Source organism: Edaphobacter aggregans DSM 19364 (assembly GCF_000745965.1).
In the GTDB taxonomy this organism is placed as follows: domain Bacteria; phylum Acidobacteriota; class Terriglobia; order Terriglobales; family Acidobacteriaceae; genus Edaphobacter; species Edaphobacter aggregans.
Window position 1 is genome coordinate 95588 of sequence record NZ_JQKI01000016.1, and the last position, 17129, is coordinate 112716.

Annotated in this window: 16 protein-coding genes and 2 pseudogenes; 12 read left to right on the forward strand and 6 right to left on the reverse strand. The window is 58.6% G+C overall.

The window, feature by feature from the left end; translation table 11 throughout:
- Positions 1-99: 99 nt before the first annotated feature.
- The 5 genes and pseudogenes from Q363_RS08280 to Q363_RS08305 all read left to right on the forward strand — a co-directional run bounded on the left by Q363_RS08280 (position 100) and on the right by Q363_RS08305 (position 7030).
- Positions 100-1872 (forward strand): amidohydrolase, encoded by a 1773-nt coding sequence (locus Q363_RS08280; protein WP_035349287.1) that lies wholly within the window; start codon positions 100-102, stop codon positions 1870-1872.
- A gap of 96 nt (positions 1873-1968) precedes the next feature.
- Positions 1969-2892 (forward strand): DMT family transporter, encoded by a 924-nt coding sequence (locus Q363_RS08285; protein ID WP_035349288.1) that lies wholly within the window; start codon positions 1969-1971, stop codon positions 2890-2892.
- 204 nt (positions 2893-3096) lie between these two features.
- Positions 3097-4740, forward strand: coding sequence for a trypsin-like peptidase domain-containing protein (locus Q363_RS08290; protein WP_035349290.1), 1644 nt, complete (start codon positions 3097-3099; stop codon positions 4738-4740).
- A gap of 524 nt (positions 4741-5264) precedes the next feature.
- A complete protein-coding gene (locus Q363_RS08300; protein ID WP_064742614.1) occupies positions 5265-5642 on the forward strand; it encodes a peptidoglycan-binding protein in 378 nt (125 codons plus the stop codon).
- 216 nt (positions 5643-5858) lie between these two features.
- Positions 5859-7030 (forward strand): annotated as a pseudogene (locus tag Q363_RS08305) (IS5 family transposase).
- Here Q363_RS08305 and Q363_RS08315 read toward each other — a convergent pair.
- A complete protein-coding gene (locus Q363_RS08315) occupies positions 7027-8034 on the reverse strand; it encodes an SDR family NAD(P)-dependent oxidoreductase (protein WP_035349296.1) in 1008 nt (335 codons plus the stop codon). The pseudogene Q363_RS08305 and the gene Q363_RS08315 sit on opposite strands and share 4 nt — an antisense overlap.
- Positions 8035-8178: 144 nt before the next feature.
- Between Q363_RS08315 and Q363_RS08320 the strand changes: the two genes are divergently transcribed.
- Complete coding sequence (locus Q363_RS08320; RefSeq protein WP_035349297.1) at positions 8179-8763, forward strand: TetR/AcrR family transcriptional regulator; 585 nt, start codon at positions 8179-8181, stop codon at positions 8761-8763.
- A gap of 453 nt (positions 8764-9216) precedes the next feature.
- On the opposite strand, the gene Q363_RS08325 is transcribed toward Q363_RS08320, so the two are convergent.
- Positions 9217-10047, reverse strand: a complete 831-nt coding sequence (locus tag Q363_RS08325; protein ID WP_245632109.1) for a sensor histidine kinase — start codon at positions 10045-10047, stop codon at positions 9217-9219.
- Positions 10048-10208: 161 nt separating this feature from the next.
- Positions 10209-10346, reverse strand: coding sequence for a DUF3455 domain-containing protein (locus tag Q363_RS47460; protein WP_157466643.1), 138 nt, complete (start codon positions 10344-10346; stop codon positions 10209-10211).
- On the opposite strand from Q363_RS47460, the gene Q363_RS43840 reads away from it, so the two are divergent.
- The 6 genes and pseudogenes from Q363_RS43840 (at position 10302) to Q363_RS35905 (ending at position 14822) form a co-directional block, all read left to right on the forward strand.
- A complete protein-coding gene (locus Q363_RS43840; protein ID WP_051978551.1) occupies positions 10302-10937 on the forward strand; it encodes an outer membrane beta-barrel protein in 636 nt (211 codons plus the stop codon). The genes Q363_RS47460 and Q363_RS43840 overlap by 45 nt on opposite strands.
- Positions 10831-11562 carry an outer membrane beta-barrel protein gene (locus tag Q363_RS43845; protein WP_051978552.1) on the forward strand — a complete coding sequence of 244 codons (732 nt, stop codon included), beginning with the start codon at positions 10831-10833 and terminating at the stop codon, positions 11560-11562. Before Q363_RS43840 ends, Q363_RS43845 begins: the two co-directional genes overlap by 107 nt.
- Positions 11463-12074 carry a TonB-dependent receptor domain-containing protein gene (locus Q363_RS43850; protein WP_483782887.1) on the forward strand — a complete coding sequence of 204 codons (612 nt, stop codon included), beginning with the start codon at positions 11463-11465 and terminating at the stop codon, positions 12072-12074. The genes Q363_RS43845 and Q363_RS43850 overlap by 100 nt, the downstream gene beginning before the upstream one ends.
- Positions 11998-12360, forward strand: a pseudogene (locus tag Q363_RS47465) (outer membrane beta-barrel protein); the annotation flags it as partial. The gene Q363_RS43850 and the pseudogene Q363_RS47465, both read left to right, overlap by 77 nt.
- Before the next feature lie 43 nt (positions 12361-12403).
- The gene (locus Q363_RS43855) at positions 12404-13057 is read left to right on the forward strand and encodes an outer membrane beta-barrel protein (protein WP_051978554.1); all 654 of its coding nucleotides are present in this window, start codon (positions 12404-12406) and stop codon (positions 13055-13057) included.
- Between the two features lie 592 nt (positions 13058-13649).
- Positions 13650-14822, forward strand: a complete 1173-nt coding sequence (locus Q363_RS35905) for a tyrosine-type recombinase/integrase (RefSeq protein WP_157466631.1) — start codon at positions 13650-13652, stop codon at positions 14820-14822.
- Positions 14823-15726: 904 nt separating this feature from the next.
- Here the strand turns inward: Q363_RS35905 and Q363_RS08345 are convergent.
- Genes Q363_RS08345 through Q363_RS08355 form a run of 3 tightly spaced genes read right to left on the reverse strand, consistent with a single transcriptional unit; the run spans position 15727 to position 16996 of the window.
- The gene (locus Q363_RS08345) at positions 15727-15972 is read right to left on the reverse strand and encodes an anti-sigma factor family protein (protein ID WP_035349298.1); all 246 of its coding nucleotides are present in this window, start codon (positions 15970-15972) and stop codon (positions 15727-15729) included.
- Positions 15963-16592 (reverse strand): sigma-70 family RNA polymerase sigma factor, encoded by a 630-nt coding sequence (locus Q363_RS08350; RefSeq protein ID WP_035349299.1) that lies wholly within the window; start codon positions 16590-16592, stop codon positions 15963-15965. Before Q363_RS08350 ends, Q363_RS08345 begins: the two co-directional genes overlap by 10 nt.
- Entirely contained in the window at positions 16589-16996 is a 408-nt protein-coding gene (locus Q363_RS08355; protein ID WP_245632110.1) for a DoxX family protein, read from the reverse strand. Before Q363_RS08355 ends, Q363_RS08350 begins: the two co-directional genes overlap by 4 nt.
- Positions 16997-17129: the final 133 nt, after the last annotated feature.

Below are 17129 nucleotides of genomic sequence, written 5' to 3' on the forward strand. Positions count from 1 at the left end.
CCTGAGCGCAGTCGAATGGGTCGCTTCTGAGACCTGGGATCATTCGAGCGGAGCGAATCCTTTGCTAGAACGAAGATTTCCTGCGATACACTCAAGCGCGTGAAAGCCCCCATCGCAGTCATTCTCCTGCTCGCCGCCGCGGCGCACGCCCAGTCCGTGCCTCAACCCATCCCGCCGCCCCTCACGATCAGCACCATCTACATCAACGGAAACATCCTCACCGGCGCGCATCTGCGGCCCGACGACCCCTCGCCGACACCCGCGCGCGTCTCCGCAATCGCTATCGGGGGAAGCGGCGCGATTACCGCTGTCGGCGAAGACTCGGCTGTGCTCTTTCGCAAAACCGCGAATACGAAGATCATCGACCTCCACGGCGCCTTCGTCATGCCCGGTTTCATCGACGCCCACACCCACATCGCCGGAGCCGGTCAGCAGAAGCTGACGATCGACCTGGACGGCACCAAATCACTCACTGATATGCAGCAGCGCATCCGCGACTACGCCGCCAAACAGCAGCCCGGCGCCTGGCTCCAGGGTGGAGGCTGGGACCAGACCAAGTGGCCCACCAAGACTCTCCCCACCCGCCAGGACATCGACGCCGTCACGGCTGGCCACCCCGCAGTCCTCGAGCGCACTGATGGCCACATCCTCGTCGCCAACTCCGCCGCCCTCGCCGCCGCACACATCACCCGCGACACCCCCGACCCCGCAGGCGGCAAGATCGACCGCGACGCCAAGGGCGACCCCACAGGCATCGTCCGCGAAGGCCCCGCCACCTCGCTGCTCTTCAACATCGTCCCCCCACCCACGCCGGAACAACGCCGCAAGGCCTTACTCCTTGCCATCAATGATGCCCTCGCCAACGGCGTCACCTCCGTCGAAGACCTCTCCTCCTGGGACGATTACTTCGTTCTCCAGGATCTCCGCAGTAAAAACCAGCTCCACCTCCGCATCAGCGAGTGGCTCGCCTACGACACCCCACTCGATACTCTCTTCGAGCGCCGCACACCCGGAGTACCCGGTTACACTGACCCGTTCCTCCACACCGGCATGCTCAAGGGCTACATGGACGGCTCACTCGGCTCCCGTACAGCCGCCCTCGCCGCCCCCTACTCCGATGACTCCAAGAACTCCGGCATCCCCCGCTACGATCAGGACAAATTGAACGCCATGGCCATCGAGCGCGCCGAAGCGGGCTTTCAACTCGGCTTCCATGCCATTGGTGACCGCGCCAACCACATGGCCCTCGAAGCCTTCCAACTCGCCATCAACGCCCGTTCCCAGCAGCAAAAGGAGGCCACCGCTCGCGCCGAAGCCAACCTTGGCACACGGCTCATGCCTAAATCCGACGACCCTCGCTTCCGCATCGAGCACTCCCAGGTCCTCCTCCCCGCCGACTTCGACACCTACTCCAAGCTCGGCATCATCGCCTCCATGCAGCCCTCCCACCTCCTCACCGACATGAACTGGGCTGGCGACCGCCTCGGCCCCGACCGCGCCAAATACTCCTACGCCTGGCGCTCCTTCCTCGACCATAATGTCGTCTTGGCCTTCGGCACCGACTACCCCGTCGAGTCCATCAATCCCTTCCGCGGCCTCTACGCCGCCATCACCCGCCAGAACGAAGCCGGCACACGCACCTACGAACCCCAGGAAAAACTAACCTTCAACGAAGCCCTCTACGCCTACACCCAGGGCTCCGCCTTCGCCGACTTCCGCGAAAAAGAAAAAGGCCGTCTCGAGCCCGGCTTCTTGGCCGACTTCATCGTCCTCGACCGCGACATCACCACCGCCACCCCGCAGCAGCTCCTCCACACCCGCGTCCTTCAAACCATCGTCAACGGCGAAACCGTCTATACAGCGCCAAAATAACTTCGCCTAGACTCAATTCCACAGCGTTGTCATCTCGACCCGAGCGCAGCGGAGCAGAGAGAGCCGCTTCTCCACCACCGAGCACCGCCCAATCACTTGCCCCGCCTATCCCCATCCACCATCGCCCACCTCCTGCTCCTCGCCGTCGTCGCCGTCTGGGGAGCCACCTTCGCGCTCATCAAGGACGCCCTCCGCGACGCCTCCCCGCTCCTCTTCAATCTCCTGCGAATGACCCTCGCCGCCATCGCACTCGCCCTCATCAATCGTCGCCAACTCCGCTCCATCCCTCGCACCACCCTCGCCGCCTCAGCCGTCGTCGGCCTCTTCCTCGCCGCTGGCTATCAGCTTCAGACCGCCGGCCTCGCTCGCACCACCGCCGCCAAATCCGCCTTCATCACCGGACTCGTCGTCGTCTTCGTCCCTCTGTTGACCGCCATCCCCGCGATCCGCCCCGCCAGCGCGCACCCTCCGCGCGCGGCCGCATACCTCGGAGCACTCCTCGCCTTCGCCGGCCTCCTCCTCCTCACCGCACCCGCCGGAACCACTGCCTCAAACATCTTCACCTCCATCAGCCTCGGCGACCTCCTCACCCTCCTCTGCGCCATCGCCTTCGCCGGACACCTCCTCTCTCTCGCCCACACCTCCTCCCAGATCCCAATCCCCCAGCTAGCCACCCTGCAGATCACCTTCGCCGCCGCCTTCATGCTCCTCACACTCTCCTTCGGAGGCCCCATCTATCTCACCCTCACCCCACGCCTCATCACGGCCCTCGCCATCACCAGCCTGCTCGCCACCGCCGCCGCCTTCACTATTCAGAGCTGGGCCCAGCAGCATCTCCCTCCCACGCACACCGCACTGCTCCTCACCCTCGAACCAGTCTTCGCCTGGCTCATCTCCTTCCTCTTCCTCCACGAGCGCCTCAGCCCTCGCTCCCTCGCAGGAGCAGCGCTCATCCTCACTGGCATCCTCTTCACCGAACTCCTACCCACATCCGCCCCAACTCCCACGCACCCATCCTGAACTCCATCCATCCGATCCTCATCTTCCTCCGTCAGATACCCATCCCATTGGGGAGACCACCTTTGCCAATCCTTCGCGTCTAATCAACCGGATGACTCCCTAATCGCTCTCACCAGCGAATCCGGACAAAGACTATACTTAAGACTCCGCCCGCTCCCCGGTGTCCGGGCGACAGGAAGCAATCGAAAGAGGTCTCATTTACCGATGGACACACCGACAAGCACCAACCCAAGCTGGCTCGAGCGGCTGCGCACACACCGACTCAGCACGACCTTCGCACTCCTGGCCACGCTCTCCGCCGGCATCCTCGCAGGCTCCATCCTGACCCGCGGCGTCAGCGGCAAGGAACAGACCCGCGTCGATACCTCCGACGCCAAGCCGCTCGTCGTCCCCGCGGCCGCCTCCCTCTCCAACGGCTTCTCCCAGATCGCCAAACAGGTCGGTCCCGCCGTCGTCAACATCAACACCGAGTCGCTCCCCAAGCAGTCCACCACCAAGGGCCGCCGTCGTCCCGGCCAGCGTCCTCCCAGCGGCGACGACCAGGGCGACATGCAGGACTTCTTCAACCGCTTCTTCGGAAACCCTGGCGGCGGTGACGATGACGGCCAGTTCGGTCCCAGCGAGCGCCGCGCCCTCGGCTCCGGCTTCATCGTCGATTCCCGTGGCTACATCATCACCAACAACCACGTCGTCGACAAGGCCGACAAGATCTACGTCAAGCTCTCCACCGACCCTGACGGCGGCCCCGACACTGAAGGCCGTCCCGCCACGGTCATCGGAACCGACAAGGACACCGACATCGCCGTCATCAAGATCGACACCGACAAGCCTCTGCCCTCCGTCAAGCTAGGCAACTCCGACGGCGCGCAGGTCGGTGACTGGGTCCTCGCCGTCGGCAGCCCCTTCGGCCTCTCCCAGACCGTCTCCGCCGGCATCGTCTCCGCCAAGAACCGCTCCATCGACGAGCCCACGCCCTCCGGCGTCTCCCAGTCGCAGTTCCAGAAGTTCATCCAGACTGACGCCGCCATCAACCCCGGCAACTCCGGCGGTCCGCTCGTCGACATGGCAGGCCAGGTCATCGGCATGAACACCGCCATCTACACCCAGTCCATGGGCTCCCAGGGCGTCGGCTTCGCCATGCCCTCCAACATCATCGTCAACGTCTACAACAGCCTCATCGGGCCGGAGCATAAGGTCGTCCGCGGTTCCATCGGAATCTCCTTCCAGTCCTCGCTCAGCTCCGCAGTCGGCCGCATGTACGGCTTCAAGAACGGAGTCATCGTCTCCACCGTTACGCCCACCGGCGGAGCCGCCAAGGCCGGCATCCAGCCCGGCGACGTCATCGTCTCCATCGACGGCCGCGAGATTAAGGACGGCGACGACCTCGTCAACGACATCTCCGCCCGCAAGGTCGGCACCACCGTCAAGCTCGGCTACCTCCGCGACGGCAAACAGAACACCGCCAACGTCGCCATTGGCGACCGCAACAAGACCTACGCCGATCTCGCCGGGAACAACGACGACGACGACAACAGCCCGCAGGAGTCTGACGCCGGCCAGAGCAAGCTCGGCATCACCGTCTCAGCCATCCCACCCACCGTCGCCCAGAAGACCGGGATCTCCAAGGGGGTCATCGTTACCAACGTCCGCCCCGGCTCCTTCGCTGACGAGATCAACCTTGTCAAGGGAACCATCATCACTGAGATCAACAAGAAACCCGTCACCGATGAGGCCTCCTACCGGGCCATCGTCACCGCCCTCAAGTCCAAGGATGATGTGGTCTTCGTCGTCCACTCGCCCCTGCAAAAGGGCGGCGGAAACTCCTACGTTGGAGGAACCCTCCCGTAGGCCCTCCACTGGAAACCTTCGAGAAACTAAGGGGAGTGGCCCAGCCACTCCCTTTTTCCATCTTCAGTCCTCTACGATGTGTCATCCTGAGCGGAGCCCAGCGGAGTCGAAGGACCCGCATTTCTTCCGGCCCCTGCCGTAATCTCCGAGGACGGAGCGCAGTAGTAATGCCGGACCGGGTTCAGGGGTAAACCCCAACCCTCATAAACAAGAGGCTTTCGCGGACGCCAATGATCCGTCTTGCTTCAAGGCAACGGCTTCAGCCGTGCCGCAAGTCTCCTGTTTTCAAGGAGGATTTAGCCGCCGAGGTTACGATTTTCGCCCGCGGAGCACTTTTCAGCACCCTCCTCATCCCCCGGGTCTCTCCCTATATCCATATCCGCCTCCCCAAAAAGCTGTACCACACTGTCAACCTTTTCTTGCATCCCCTTTACTCTCGGGATACCCTTATACGATAGTAATGATTTGACAGTAGGCTCCCCGGCCATCTGCATCATACTGCTCACGCGAGGTCTCACAACTCCATGCGGCCAGGCCGACTCCTTACCTCCGCCCTTCTTCTGGCAACCGCCCTGACCCCTTGTATCGCGATGACGCACCCCCGCCGCGGACCCACCTCGCCCACCAAACGGAAGCCCACCGCCAAGCACACCTCCGGCCAACGCTCCATCGACGACAACCGCGCCACCGAGATCCAGGACGCCCTCGTCCGCTCCGGCTACATGACCGAGCCCAGCGGCCACTGGGATTCGGCCACCGAGAGCGCCATGCGCAAGTTCCAGTCCGACAACGGCTGGCAGACCAAGCTGATGCCCGACTCCCGCGCCATCATCAAGCTAGGCCTCGGCCCCTCCCAGAACTCCAACCTCGAAGCCGCCGCAACCACCAGCTCCGATCGCTGAAGCCCACCCCTCCTAGCGCAACGTACCCCAAAAACAAAGTTTTTGGGGTACAAAGTCCGGTCAGCCGGCACCTTGCCTTACGCCCGATGCCCTTGCTGTTGTCTCTGAGGTAGAGCGGGGCTTCAGAGGATGCTGAAAAACTGTGTTTTGCTTATGGGCACGGCTTTACAGGCTGCGGAAAAACTCTCTGAGTTTTTAAATTGGTAAAAGAGGAGATTGCGAGGCGACGATCTTCAGCAAGGCGCAGTGTTCAGCTATATCAGTGCGGAGCAGCGGGTTCCGCCGGACCATCCGCTACGAGCGATTCGGCCGATGACAGATGCTGCGCTGTCGGAGCTGTCGGCGCACTTCGACACGACGCTGTATGCCGTCGGTGGGCGTCCCTCCATTGCGCCGGAGAAGCTGGTGCGTGCGCTTCTGCTGCAGGCGCTGTACTCGGTGCGCAGCGAGCGGCAGTTGATGGAGCAGCTGGATTACAACCTTCTGTTCCGCTGGTTCGTGGGCCTGAACATGGACGACACCATCTGGGATGTGACCGTGTTCACCAAGAACCGCCAGCGTCTGATGAAGGGCGAGGTGGTCGAGCGGCTGCTGGCCGTCGTCGAGCAGGCGCATGCCCAACAGCTGTTGAGCGAAGAACACTTCACCGTGGATGGCACGTTGATCCAGGCCTGGGCAAGCCGGCGCAGCTTCCGGGAGAAGCAGGACCCGCCGGATCGCGGCACGGGAGCGCGCGGGCGCAAGCTGCTGCGCGACACCACCCATGAGTCGGCCACCGATCGGGAGGCGCGGCTGTACCGCAAGAGCTCCTCCGCCGCGGTGGTGCCGAGCTATCTGGGCCATGTGCTGACGGAGAACCGCAACGGCCTGGTCGTGCAGGCGCTGGCCACTCCGTCCAGCACCACCGCCGAGCGAGACGCGGCGCTGCGCATGATCAACCTGCACCGGCAACGAAGGAGACCGTCTGGCTCGATGACGCTGGGGGCAGACAAGAGCTATCAGCACGAGTCGTTCCTCGAGCAGATACGCACCCGGCAGGTGGTGCCGCACGTCGCCGAGTATGCACCGAACCCCAAGTGGACCAAAACTTGCTGACCGAGGCCGAGCGCTCGAGCGACGGCTTCCGGCTGAGTCAGCAGAAGCGCAAGCTGGTGGAGAAGGTCTTCGGCTGGGCCAAGCTGGACCGCGCGCTCCACCAAGTCAAGCTGCGTGGCTTGCGCCGCGTCAACTGGCTGGTGCAGCTGGTCGTCCAGCACCTTCTTCATCAACTGCTCTCGACCACGCGCCGTCTCACGGGCATGATAGTGGTAGTCCATCTGACCTCCGAAGTCACTCATTGCTCGTCACAATCAGCTTCTTCGTTCTCGGTCAGATGGACAACAACCTAGTGAAACTTCATAGCTAAAGGCTGATCGCTAAAAGACTCGCCAACCATTTCTTCGCTCTTCTTCCAGAGCGCCTCGGCATTGTTGGGATCAAGCGCATATCCGCGTACTCCTTCGCTAATAGCGCTGATGGTCACGTCGTCCGATACGATCTTGCCGACATGACAGTTCTCGCAATACTGGCCACCAATCTCTCCAGCCGAGGCGACGACACCCGCCCACACGGAAGTTGCGGCTCCCTGAGGGACCGTCTTGAATTGGAAGGGTCCTTTACCCTCTGCTTCAAGCTGCTTACTCATCTGGTCGACCATGGCTTGCAGGTGGCTCGGATCCATGTGGCGGGCCAACTCGGTCTGTATACCGCCAGGATGCACGGCTGCGGCACGTACGCCACGCCCGCGATGCCGTTGATCGAAAGCTACAGCAAAGAGAATGTTTGCCGTCTTCGATCGGCCATAAGCGACGAAGGGGTCATAGGGTGTGCGCTCAAAGTTGGGATCGTCCAGGTCGACGTTGGCGAAGCGATGCCCCGAAGAAGACAGATCGACCAGCCGCCCTCCGCTACCAATAAGCGGCGCAATCCGATTGACGAAGACAAAGTGGCCCAGGTGGTTGGTGCCGAACTGTGTTTCAAAACCGTCTGCCGTATGTCCGAACGGTGTGGCCATCACTCCCGCGTTCGCGATGACCACGTCGAAGGGTTCACCTTTTGCTAACAGTCCGTCGGCGCAGGCTCGCACGCTCTTAAGGCTGGCGAGGTCTAGTTCAACGAGCCCGAAGCTTCCACCGGAGGCCGCAGCGTCCGTTCGTACCTGGGCGGTCGCCGCTTCAGCCTTAGTCAAATCTCGCGCCGCGCCAACCACCTGCGCACCATGCGCAGCCAGAGCCCGCGCAGTCTCGATACCAAGCCCAGCTGAAACTCCCGTAACGAGAATCCGTTTGCCCTGTAAATTTACGCCAGACAGCACATCTTCCGTTGTTGAGGTCGCACCAAACACGTTCGCCATTCTCTTCCTCCTTGAACCAGCCGTTCCAGGCGTGTGCTTGCGCACCGATATTGACTGTCGCTCTCGGCTGGGAATAAAACGGAGAGTGACTCCGTAAAAGACTACGATAATCGGAGACGGCCTCCGGTTGCAAATATTTTGGGCATGACCACAAAACATTCACAACTCGTTAGTCGGAAGCCCCGCGCAGATGCGCAGCGCAACCGGGAGCGCATTCTGGAAATAGCGAAGAAAGCTTTCACCCGGTCAGGCGCAAACATCAGCCTGGACGATGTCGCCAAGAGGGCAGGCGTTGGTGCGGGAACTTTGTATCGCCATTTCCCCACCCGCGAGGCACTCCTTGAGGAGGTCTATCGCACCGAAGTAGAAAAGCTAGCGGCGGCAGAGAGGGAGTTTGCCAGGACGATGCCACCCATCGAGGCATTGCAGGCCTGGATGTTGCTCTTCGTCGACTATATTGCGACCAAGCAGATCATCGCACCGGCACTGAATACTCTTGTCGGAGAACACTGTAAGGTGTTTGAAGCATCAGGCGCCCAAATCATAGGAGCGATCAACGCTCTGGTGGAACGCGCTATCAAGAGCGGCGACATACGTTCCGATCTTGCCCCCCTCGATCTGCTTCGGGCTCTTATCGGCGTCTCCAACGTGGCGTCCGCGCCAGACTGGCAGCAAAGCGCAAGAAGACTCGTGCAGATCCTCATCATCGGTTCGCGGCCGATCACTTAGAGCAGGTATCTTTATGTGTGGGTGCCCACCCGCTGCCACTCATCGAGGTCTCAATGATGTAAGTTGAGTAGGGCCTTACCCCAACACCGATACCTTTACCGGTACTTGTATGAGGGGTGGTTTTCGGCTGCGACCCGAGGTAACACGAGTTGCTGAATCCGACTCCGCCTCTACCGCCCTGCGCGTCGGCGGTCTGCGGCGTCCTGGCTTGATCGTGCGAGGAATAGTCTCTTGTCAACATCACGATGAACTCGCGTTCTGTCTCTTTGAAGATCGTCGATTGAAGGTGGGTGGGAGGCGGGGATGAACCAAACGCCGCATTCTGCACCCGGGGAAGCTCCTTAATTTCCGTGAGTGCCCATCTCAGTTCGTTGATTCTTTAAGAGCAGTTCGCAGATCCATTGCTGCAGGCTCCGAAGCCGCTCTGCCACTCTTCAGCCCTTCTAAAGGTAATCATCTGTTCTTCGTCAGACTCAGCGTGAATACCGTCCTCTCTCGATTCAATTCCTCGAGGCAGACACTACCACCGTGCTCTTCAGCTATTCGACGAGCCAGGGTGAGCCCCAGGCCTGTTCCGTTGGGTTTTCCTGCGGTCACGAATGGATCGAACAACGTACTCCGGACAGAGGCAGGTATGCCGGGACCATTGTCCACGATTGTGAGGTAGATCCGTTCATCGACTTCCGTCAGGTGGACCTTCACCTCAGGCACACGAGTTGAGCGTGTCGCAGCTTGGCAGGCATTGAGCAGCAAGTTATATATGGCACTTTCAAGATTCCTCGCATCGATGTCTGCTTCCGCCGGCGGTAACTTGCCAACTGTGATGGAAACGTTCTGTCCGTCTGGATGAAACTTCACTGCCGCAACAGCTTTCTCAACTACCAAGGAAACGCGCGCATGGACAAGCGGATTTTTCCGTCCGCTACTACCGAATTGCAGTAATGAATCGATGCGGTCCGTCATCGCGAGCACTGCTTCTTGAATTTCGAGCAGCAGATCAGCCCGCGCGCCCGCACATAAATCGTGGCGCTCGAGGAACTCGGCGTTCGCATAGATCGCCGTGAGCGAGTGGCGCATATCGTGGGATATCGAGCATGCCATCCTGCCGATTGCCGACATCCTCTCTGCCTCTATCAGTTGGCGTGGTGCATGCAGCTGCGGTTCGTTTCGCAGATCCAGACCAACGCCCTTATCAAACACGAGGATATTGCCGCGGTCTGAAATCTTTGTTTTCCTACGGTGTGTTCTCACTGTTCCCCTGTGTTCCCTGCTCTTGTTGCTCACGACAAGTTGCCTCGAAGTTAATCACTGGTGGTGAAGAACACGGCGCCACTGTTTTTATTCCCGGCGCAAATAAATAGCTTCGACGTGTTCTCGAAATCTAAATTCAGGATGGAGGCCGCTGCCAATGCCCTTGCCCTCTAGCTACGAGCGCAATGTTCTGATCATTGCCCCGCTTCATAGAAGGAATATGTCGCTGTGTAAGGAACTCTGCGCGTTGCGCTCTGGCTGCAACTACCGTCAGGCGCATTTTCCCCGTGCGTCCCGGTACGCTGGACAACACAATCTCTGAAAACGTTCAGGAGTTAAGCACGCAGGCCCCGCATCCGTCCGTTGACACAATCCAACAGTTCACCATCGTCACGAATCCCTATTCGGCCGAGTATGGCCGCGCGCCCGGAGCAGCTCTCTCTGTCAACACGATGGGCGGCAACAACCGCTTTCATCTCCTTGCCTTCGAATATCTCCGTAACGACTTTTTCGATGCGACGGACTACTTCACCAAGCGCAGTCAAACTCGCAAGGCACAAAACAATCAGCACCAGTTTGGCGGAAGCGTCAGCGGCCCCATCATCCACGATCGCCTCTTCGCCTTCTTCAACTACGAAGGCACCCGCATCAAGCAAGGCGTCTCCCGCACATCGACCGTGCCTCTGCCGAATGAGCGCATCGGCGACTTCAGCCCCGCTACCGCGGCTTTACTCGGCGTGAAATATCCCACCATCTACGACCCCCTCACCAACAAACCTTCCCCAACAATCAGATTCCTGCCACGCGGCTCAGACAATGCCATGCAGGGCATCATCGCTCTCTTTCCGCAGCCTAACCGGCCGGGGTCAGCTCAACAATTACTTTCGCAACGCCGGCCTGAGCGACAACAACGACAGCTATGACGGCCGGGTTGACTGGACCGCCTCCAAAACCGACAACCTTTTCGTCCGCTACAGCTATATCAGCCGCTCGCGCTTCATCCCCGGTAACTACGGAGGCATCGCCGACGGCACCTCGACCTCCGCATTTGGCCGCCAGAAGATTTACTCCCACAGCGCAGTCCTCGGCTGGACCCACATTCTCTCTCCCAACATTCTCAACGAATTTCATCTGGGCTTCATCCGAAATCGGTCGATTGCCCAGCAGGATCCCTTCGGCTTGAACGCTGCGGACGAATTTGTTCCTGGCATCCCCAACAACCCAGCCGTCGCCGGTGGCGTTCCGTTGACTCAATTCGCCAACTTCACCTTCATCGGCTCGCCCGACTTCCTGCCCAAATCTCAGACGCCCCAGCAGATTCAGTGGGTCGACACGGTCTCACTTGCACTGGGCAAGCATTCACTCAAGCTAGGCGGCACCCTCTACGCTCCCATGCGCAACATCTTCCAGGATGAGCCGGCACTCGCGGCGATCTTGGCTTCACCGGCATCTTCAGTTGCCGGCGCGGCGGTGCGAGCAATCACTGCCTTGCGCCCGGCCTCTCTTACGCGGACGGACTGCTCGGCCTCGCACAGTCGACGCAGCTGACCAACGTACAATTCGTGGACCAGCGGCTCTGGATGGTCTCGGGCTTCGCGCAGGACGATTGGAAGCTGCTGCCAAATCTCACCGTCAACCTTGGGCTCCGTTACGACTTCGCTACCCCGGCCCTGGAAGGCAAGAACCAACAGGCCAACTTCGACCCCACTGCCAACGGAGGCGCCGGCGGACTAGTCTTTGCCAAGAGCGGCTCTCTCAAGGACCGCGCGCTGATCAACCCCAACTACAAGAACTTCGGCCCACGCCTCGGCATCTCCTATTCTCCGGATACGAAGACTGTCATTCGAGCCGGATATGGCTACTATTACTCGATGTTTGAGCGCTTCGGCAGCGAGAACCAGCTCGCACTCAACCCGCCCTTCCTTATCAACAAGGCGCCGGCGGTTGCCTCAAACTCTACGACTCCAGCTCTGATTACCCAGAATGGCTTTCCGCAAACTTCCTGGATCCCTCGACGATCAATCTGTCGCAGCTTCAGGCCTTCCATCTCCGCACGATGAACCCGCACGCCCGGCTCCGAACGTGCAGCAGTGGCGCTTCGGCTTCCAGCGTGATCTGCCCAGCAAACTTACCGTCGAGGTAAACTACGTTGGCACCAAGTCCACCCATCTCGACGTCATCAGCGATCTCAATCAGCCCAGCATCGCCTCCCCTAGCGCACCCAGCAAGGTTCCTTTCGCTAACTTCGGCTACATCGAATACACCAACTCGATCGGATTCGGAAACTATAACGGCCTCGAGGCGACGCTAACTCGCCGCTTCGCCAGTGGCTTCAGCTTCCGCACTGCTTACACCTACTCCCGCAGCCTCGACAATACACCGCAGGAGCTTGAGAGCAACTCCGGAGCACCCCCCCGATGGGAGAAACTACGCTGCCTGGTACAGCCTCAGCGACTTCGACATCCCGCATCGCATTTCCGCAAACTACGTTTACGAGTTGCCCTTCGGCAAGGGCAAGACCTTCGCCAACCACGGAATTCTCAGCTCCATCCTCGGCGGTTTCCGCACCTCGGGCGTCTACACCTACTACAGCGGTCATCCTTTCACCGTCAACGGCGGTGGATGGCTCGGCACGGCACTAGATCCATACGGGGCAGCCACCGCCACTGTCAACCTGATCGGCAAGCCCACGCTGGTCCACAATACGGACTGTTGGTTCTACGCCGCGCAAAACCCGCAGTGCCGCGCCAACGCTCCCAACCTCACTGATGCCTTTTCGCTCACGGCTCCCGGCGTCATTGGCAACAGTGGTCGCAACACGCTCCGGGGTCCGCACACCAACGTTTTCGACGCTGCGCTCCTGCGCGAATTCCCAATCCACGAAATAGCCAACCTTGAGTTCCGTTGGGAGGTCTTCAACGTCAGCAACACACCTCTCTTTGGCCAACCCAACAATAACTTCTCCAGCGGTGCGGCCGGCCAGATCACCACGCTTTCAGGCGACCCCCGCGTGATGCAGCTCGCCCTCCGTCTTTCCTATTAACAGTCTGTACCACCCGAGGCTGGATACTGCGTTTTCAGCAGTGTCCAGCCTTTCTCTTGCCTCCTTTGCTTTTCCTGGTTGTGACGTCACGTGTAGCAGGTCGCGCAGAGGCCTTTCCTGCTCCAAACAATTGCTGAACAGACTGTGTTGAGCAGGCGCTCAACGTCGGTGTTCGTGCGGGTGCGCTTCCATGCATTAGCATGCGGCGCTGACACGAAAAAAGTATTTTCGTGAAAGTATCCCAAAGTATCCCAATTCCAGGAGGACCCGGATCGGCTTCTTGCCGATGCTCTTATATCTTGCTGATAAGAAATGAAATCTGGTGGCCCGGGCAGGAGTCCAACCTGCGACCTTCGCGTTAGGAGTGCGTTCAATGAAGTTTTGCACCGATTCGCACAGGAACGCATAATGACGGTTAACATAACTATTTACAGCTACTTACTGGAATCAGCTAGACGCCAATCGTTGCACACAGACGCCCTAAACTCCACTTAAAAGTATCCCCAAAGTATCCCCAAGCGGCTATGATGGCGATACGGAAGACAAAGGGGGATCTGTGGCAAGGGGACCAAAACCGCAGAAGATTCGTGGGGTGTACTGGCGCGAGGATCGCAATGCCTGGGCCGCACAGTACCGGGCAAACGGTAAGTTAGTGCGTAAGGTTTTCGGACCAAACCCGGAAGACCGACAACAGGCTATTGCATGGTTGGAGGATGCCCGGTCCCTGAAGCGCAAAGAAGGTGCTGACGCGCTGCCCGTAAAGGCAACAGAACCGATCCTTACCATGGCGGAAAAGAAGGCACTGCGAGACGAAAAGGCCAGCGGCGTGACCGTCGGGGAGCTATGCGACGATCTCAAGGACTACATCGCCAAGCATCCCACTCAATACAAAGATCAGGTCAATCCACCTAGGCGCCTTGATCGGATCAAGGCAGGTCTCGGAGGTCGACACGCTGCTGGCCTCAAGCCGCGCGAGGTCGAGGCTTGGCTGGACGGACTCACCAATGGACACACCCAGAAAGCCAAGGACAAAGGGAAGCCGCTCGCCGACGCTTCCGTCAACAGATACCGAGTCATGCTCAGCGCCTCGTACAAGCGCGGCATCAAGAACGAGAAGGTTACGGACAATCCGGTCAAGGGTACGTCCCAGCGCAAACTCAAGAATGGCGTGATCCGCTGGCTCAAGCCGGAAGAGGAGAAAGCTATCCGCGCGGCCATCCAGAAGCGTATCGATGATTGTGACAAAGCCGGTCATCATCAGGAGGGGAATTGGGAACAACATCATCTGTGCGAGTTCGTCATCTCCCTGCAAACCGGAATGCGCCGAGGGGAGCAATACGGACTAAACTGGGCCGAAGTCGACTTCAAACACAAACAGATCCACGTGAAGGAGTCGAAGAACGGCACCGAACGCTACATCCCAATGCTTCCCGAGGTCGTCCAGTCATTCCAAACTCTAAAGATGATGAAGCTCCAGAGGAAGGACAGGAGAGAGGGAGAGCCGAATCAATCACCGGAAGGCTGCTGCTTCGCTCTGGCAGATCCGAAGAAGTGGTGGGCTGCCGTGTTGAAGGAGGCAAAGGTGAAGAACTATCGATGGCACGATAACCGACACACGTTCTGTTCCCGGCTAGTCCAAGCCGGGAAGAGCTTAAAGGTTGTTCAGGAGCTTGCCGGTCACCGAGATATCAAGATGACCGCGCGATATGCCCATCTGGATCATCAGTCTAAGCGAGAGGCACTAGAAGACGCGTTCGCCGCCTGAACCACCCCACGGTGAGAGGTCGCTTCCCTTCTCGGGGAGGATCGTGGTTCACGAGTTGGCTCACGCCAAACTCGGAACCGCGAACGAGGAGATCGCCGACCGCAGGTCAATTGGATCGAGGCTCATAGGTCGAATCCAACGTTGAAGAATTCGGTGAAGTTTCTCGACAGCAGATGACTTGCTGTTGAAACGAACATCGTTCAAAACGCTTCTGAACGCCTGGTCGTGGACAGAACGGTTTGGAAGACTACAGCAATCTTAGCGATGTCTTCGCTACGATCTGCCAGTTCTTGATCGAAAACGCCAAACTGCGTCGACTTCCATCGTGTGAAGGTGTACGAACGGTGGACGGCTAAACATTCTAAAGGAGTTAATAGCCGGTAGAACCCGCAAAAACCGGTATTCCGGGCTCTGTTTGGCATCAAATTGGCATCAACTTTTCTAACCAGTGGGCGTGGGCTGACCGTTGGGGTTCAGCCCATTTTCTTTGCCTATTTAGCTTGAGAGCCTCGTGTTCTTGTTCACAAAATCAGCTTGTTCACGTTTACGTGAACAAGCTGCAATCATGAACAGGGGCAGGACATGGAGCTAGCAGGCCGGCAATATCAGACTCTTCAAACTGCAATTGCCGCCCTTCAGGCCACCGCTGGCCTGAAGACGCTCAAGGTTGACGTTCGCCCGTTAGCGTCGGAATAGGGACACAAGATGTCTGCAAACCACTGATCGAAAGCGAGCCCGGCAAGATCCGTTGTTAGGAGTCTTTTTTGGCAACGTCGACATCACTAAATGCTTGATGAAAATTTCCCGATCTAGCCGTTTTACCGTCGCCAATATCTTTGCCCGTTGCATATTCAATTCGAATCGGTACTGCTGCTTATCTCGATATCTATTTTGCAATTTCCTCTCACGATCCAGCTTTCATCAGCTCAAGGTCGATGCGTGCATGAAGCCGATCACTGAACCCAACCGGCAGTTCAAAGACACGATCGTCGGCAGTGAGAATGATGATGTTTCGTGTCGAGTCCAGAATCGCTGAGCAGATCTCACAATGATCGAGGTGCTTCTGAACTATGTCGCGAGTCTCCTCCGGCAGATCGTCATCCAGATAGCCATAGATGTAGTTCCAGACGTGTTTGCAATCTATGACCATGGGAGCCACCTCCGTTTCAATGTTTTGTTTATTGTTTTCAGCTGAGGGGCCAGTTGTTTTTGCAGCATCATACGGGCACGATGCAATCGGACCTTCACATTAGGAATGTTAATGCCCAGTGCCTCGGCAGTTTCATTGACATTGAGCTCCTGGACATCCCGCAAAAGAAAGACCTCGCGATAAATGTCAGGAAGACTTTCAACTGCGTGTTGAATCAGTTGCCGTATTTCTGCTCGCTCCACGACCTCTGACGGTATTTCGCGCCAATCGCGTAAGAGCGCCGGTGAAACACCACTGTTGTCGTCAGCAGGCCCATCCAGCGATTGCATTCGGATGACAGACTGTCTGCGAAGTCGGCTGCGCGCTTCATTTAGGGTAATGCTGATAAGCCACGTGCTGAACTTCGCCTCCGCGCGAAACGTTGAGAGACTCCGGAAGGCTTTCACAAAGGCTTCCTGAGCAACATCCTCCGCATCGGCCTCATTCTTGATGTACGACAAAGCCATCAAATACACACTTCGTTCGTAGGGACGGATCAACTCGTGATAGAGCTGGGTGTCCCCGGCGAGGATCGCGGCAATCATTCCCGCCTCAGAACGAGTTGAAGTCTCAGCGGTCATCGCTGTTTTGTGACCTGCAGCCGTTTGGAAATAAGAGCATCGATCGAGAACAGGCCGGCCCCGAAGATCAGGATCATCAAAGATGCGAACAGGAAGGTATATGGATCGGCCACGTAGAACTTTTCTGGATCGGAGAAGATCGCGGTCAGCGCCTCCCGATCGGCGGTCCAGTATGCAACGAACATGTTGCAGGCCAGAAGGAAAGCGATCGGCCTGGAGAAGAGACCAAGCATCATCAGAATACCGCCAACAAACTCCAGCGACGCAATGAACGGCGCGTTGAAACCCGGAAACGGGATATTGAGGCTGGCGAAGAAGCCTGTGATCTTTGCCAGATGATGCAGCTTGCCCCATCCGGTCTGGGCAAACTGAAAGCCCCAGTAAAGCCGAACTGCGAGCAGCATCGGAGATTGAAGTGAAGCGAGTGCAGACACGGCACGATGATAGATGCGTAAGATTTGAGCCATATACTCCTCATCTGGCGGCTGAGCCGCTTATTCATAGCGGGAATGCCTTATCGCATCGTTAGAGTCACGG

Bases quoted from the DNA above. Each gene is read 5' to 3' on its own strand.
- Q363_RS08350 (WP_035349299.1), bottom strand. From the start codon at position 16,592: ATGACCGCTGAGACTTCAACTCGTTCTGAGGCGGGAATGATTGCCGCG.
- Q363_RS08300 (WP_064742614.1), top strand. From the start codon at position 5,265: ATGCGGCCAGGCCGACTCCTTACCTCCGCCCTTCTTCTGGCAACCGCC.
- Q363_RS08355 (WP_245632110.1), bottom strand. From the start codon at position 16,996: ATGCTGCTCGCAGTTCGGCTTTACTGGGGCTTTCAGTTTGCCCAGACC.
- Q363_RS08290 (WP_035349290.1), top strand. From the start codon at position 3,097: ATGGACACACCGACAAGCACCAACCCAAGCTGGCTCGAGCGGCTGCGC.
- Q363_RS08315 (WP_035349296.1), bottom strand. From the start codon at position 8,034: ATGGCGAACGTGTTTGGTGCGACCTCAACAACGGAAGATGTGCTGTCT.
- Q363_RS43845 (WP_051978552.1), top strand. From the start codon at position 10,831: ATGCCATGCAGGGCATCATCGCTCTCTTTCCGCAGCCTAACCGGCCGG.
- Q363_RS08345 (WP_035349298.1), bottom strand. From the start codon at position 15,972: ATGGTCATAGATTGCAAACACGTCTGGAACTACATCTATGGCTATCTG.
- Q363_RS08320 (WP_035349297.1), top strand. From the start codon at position 8,179: ATGACCACAAAACATTCACAACTCGTTAGTCGGAAGCCCCGCGCAGAT.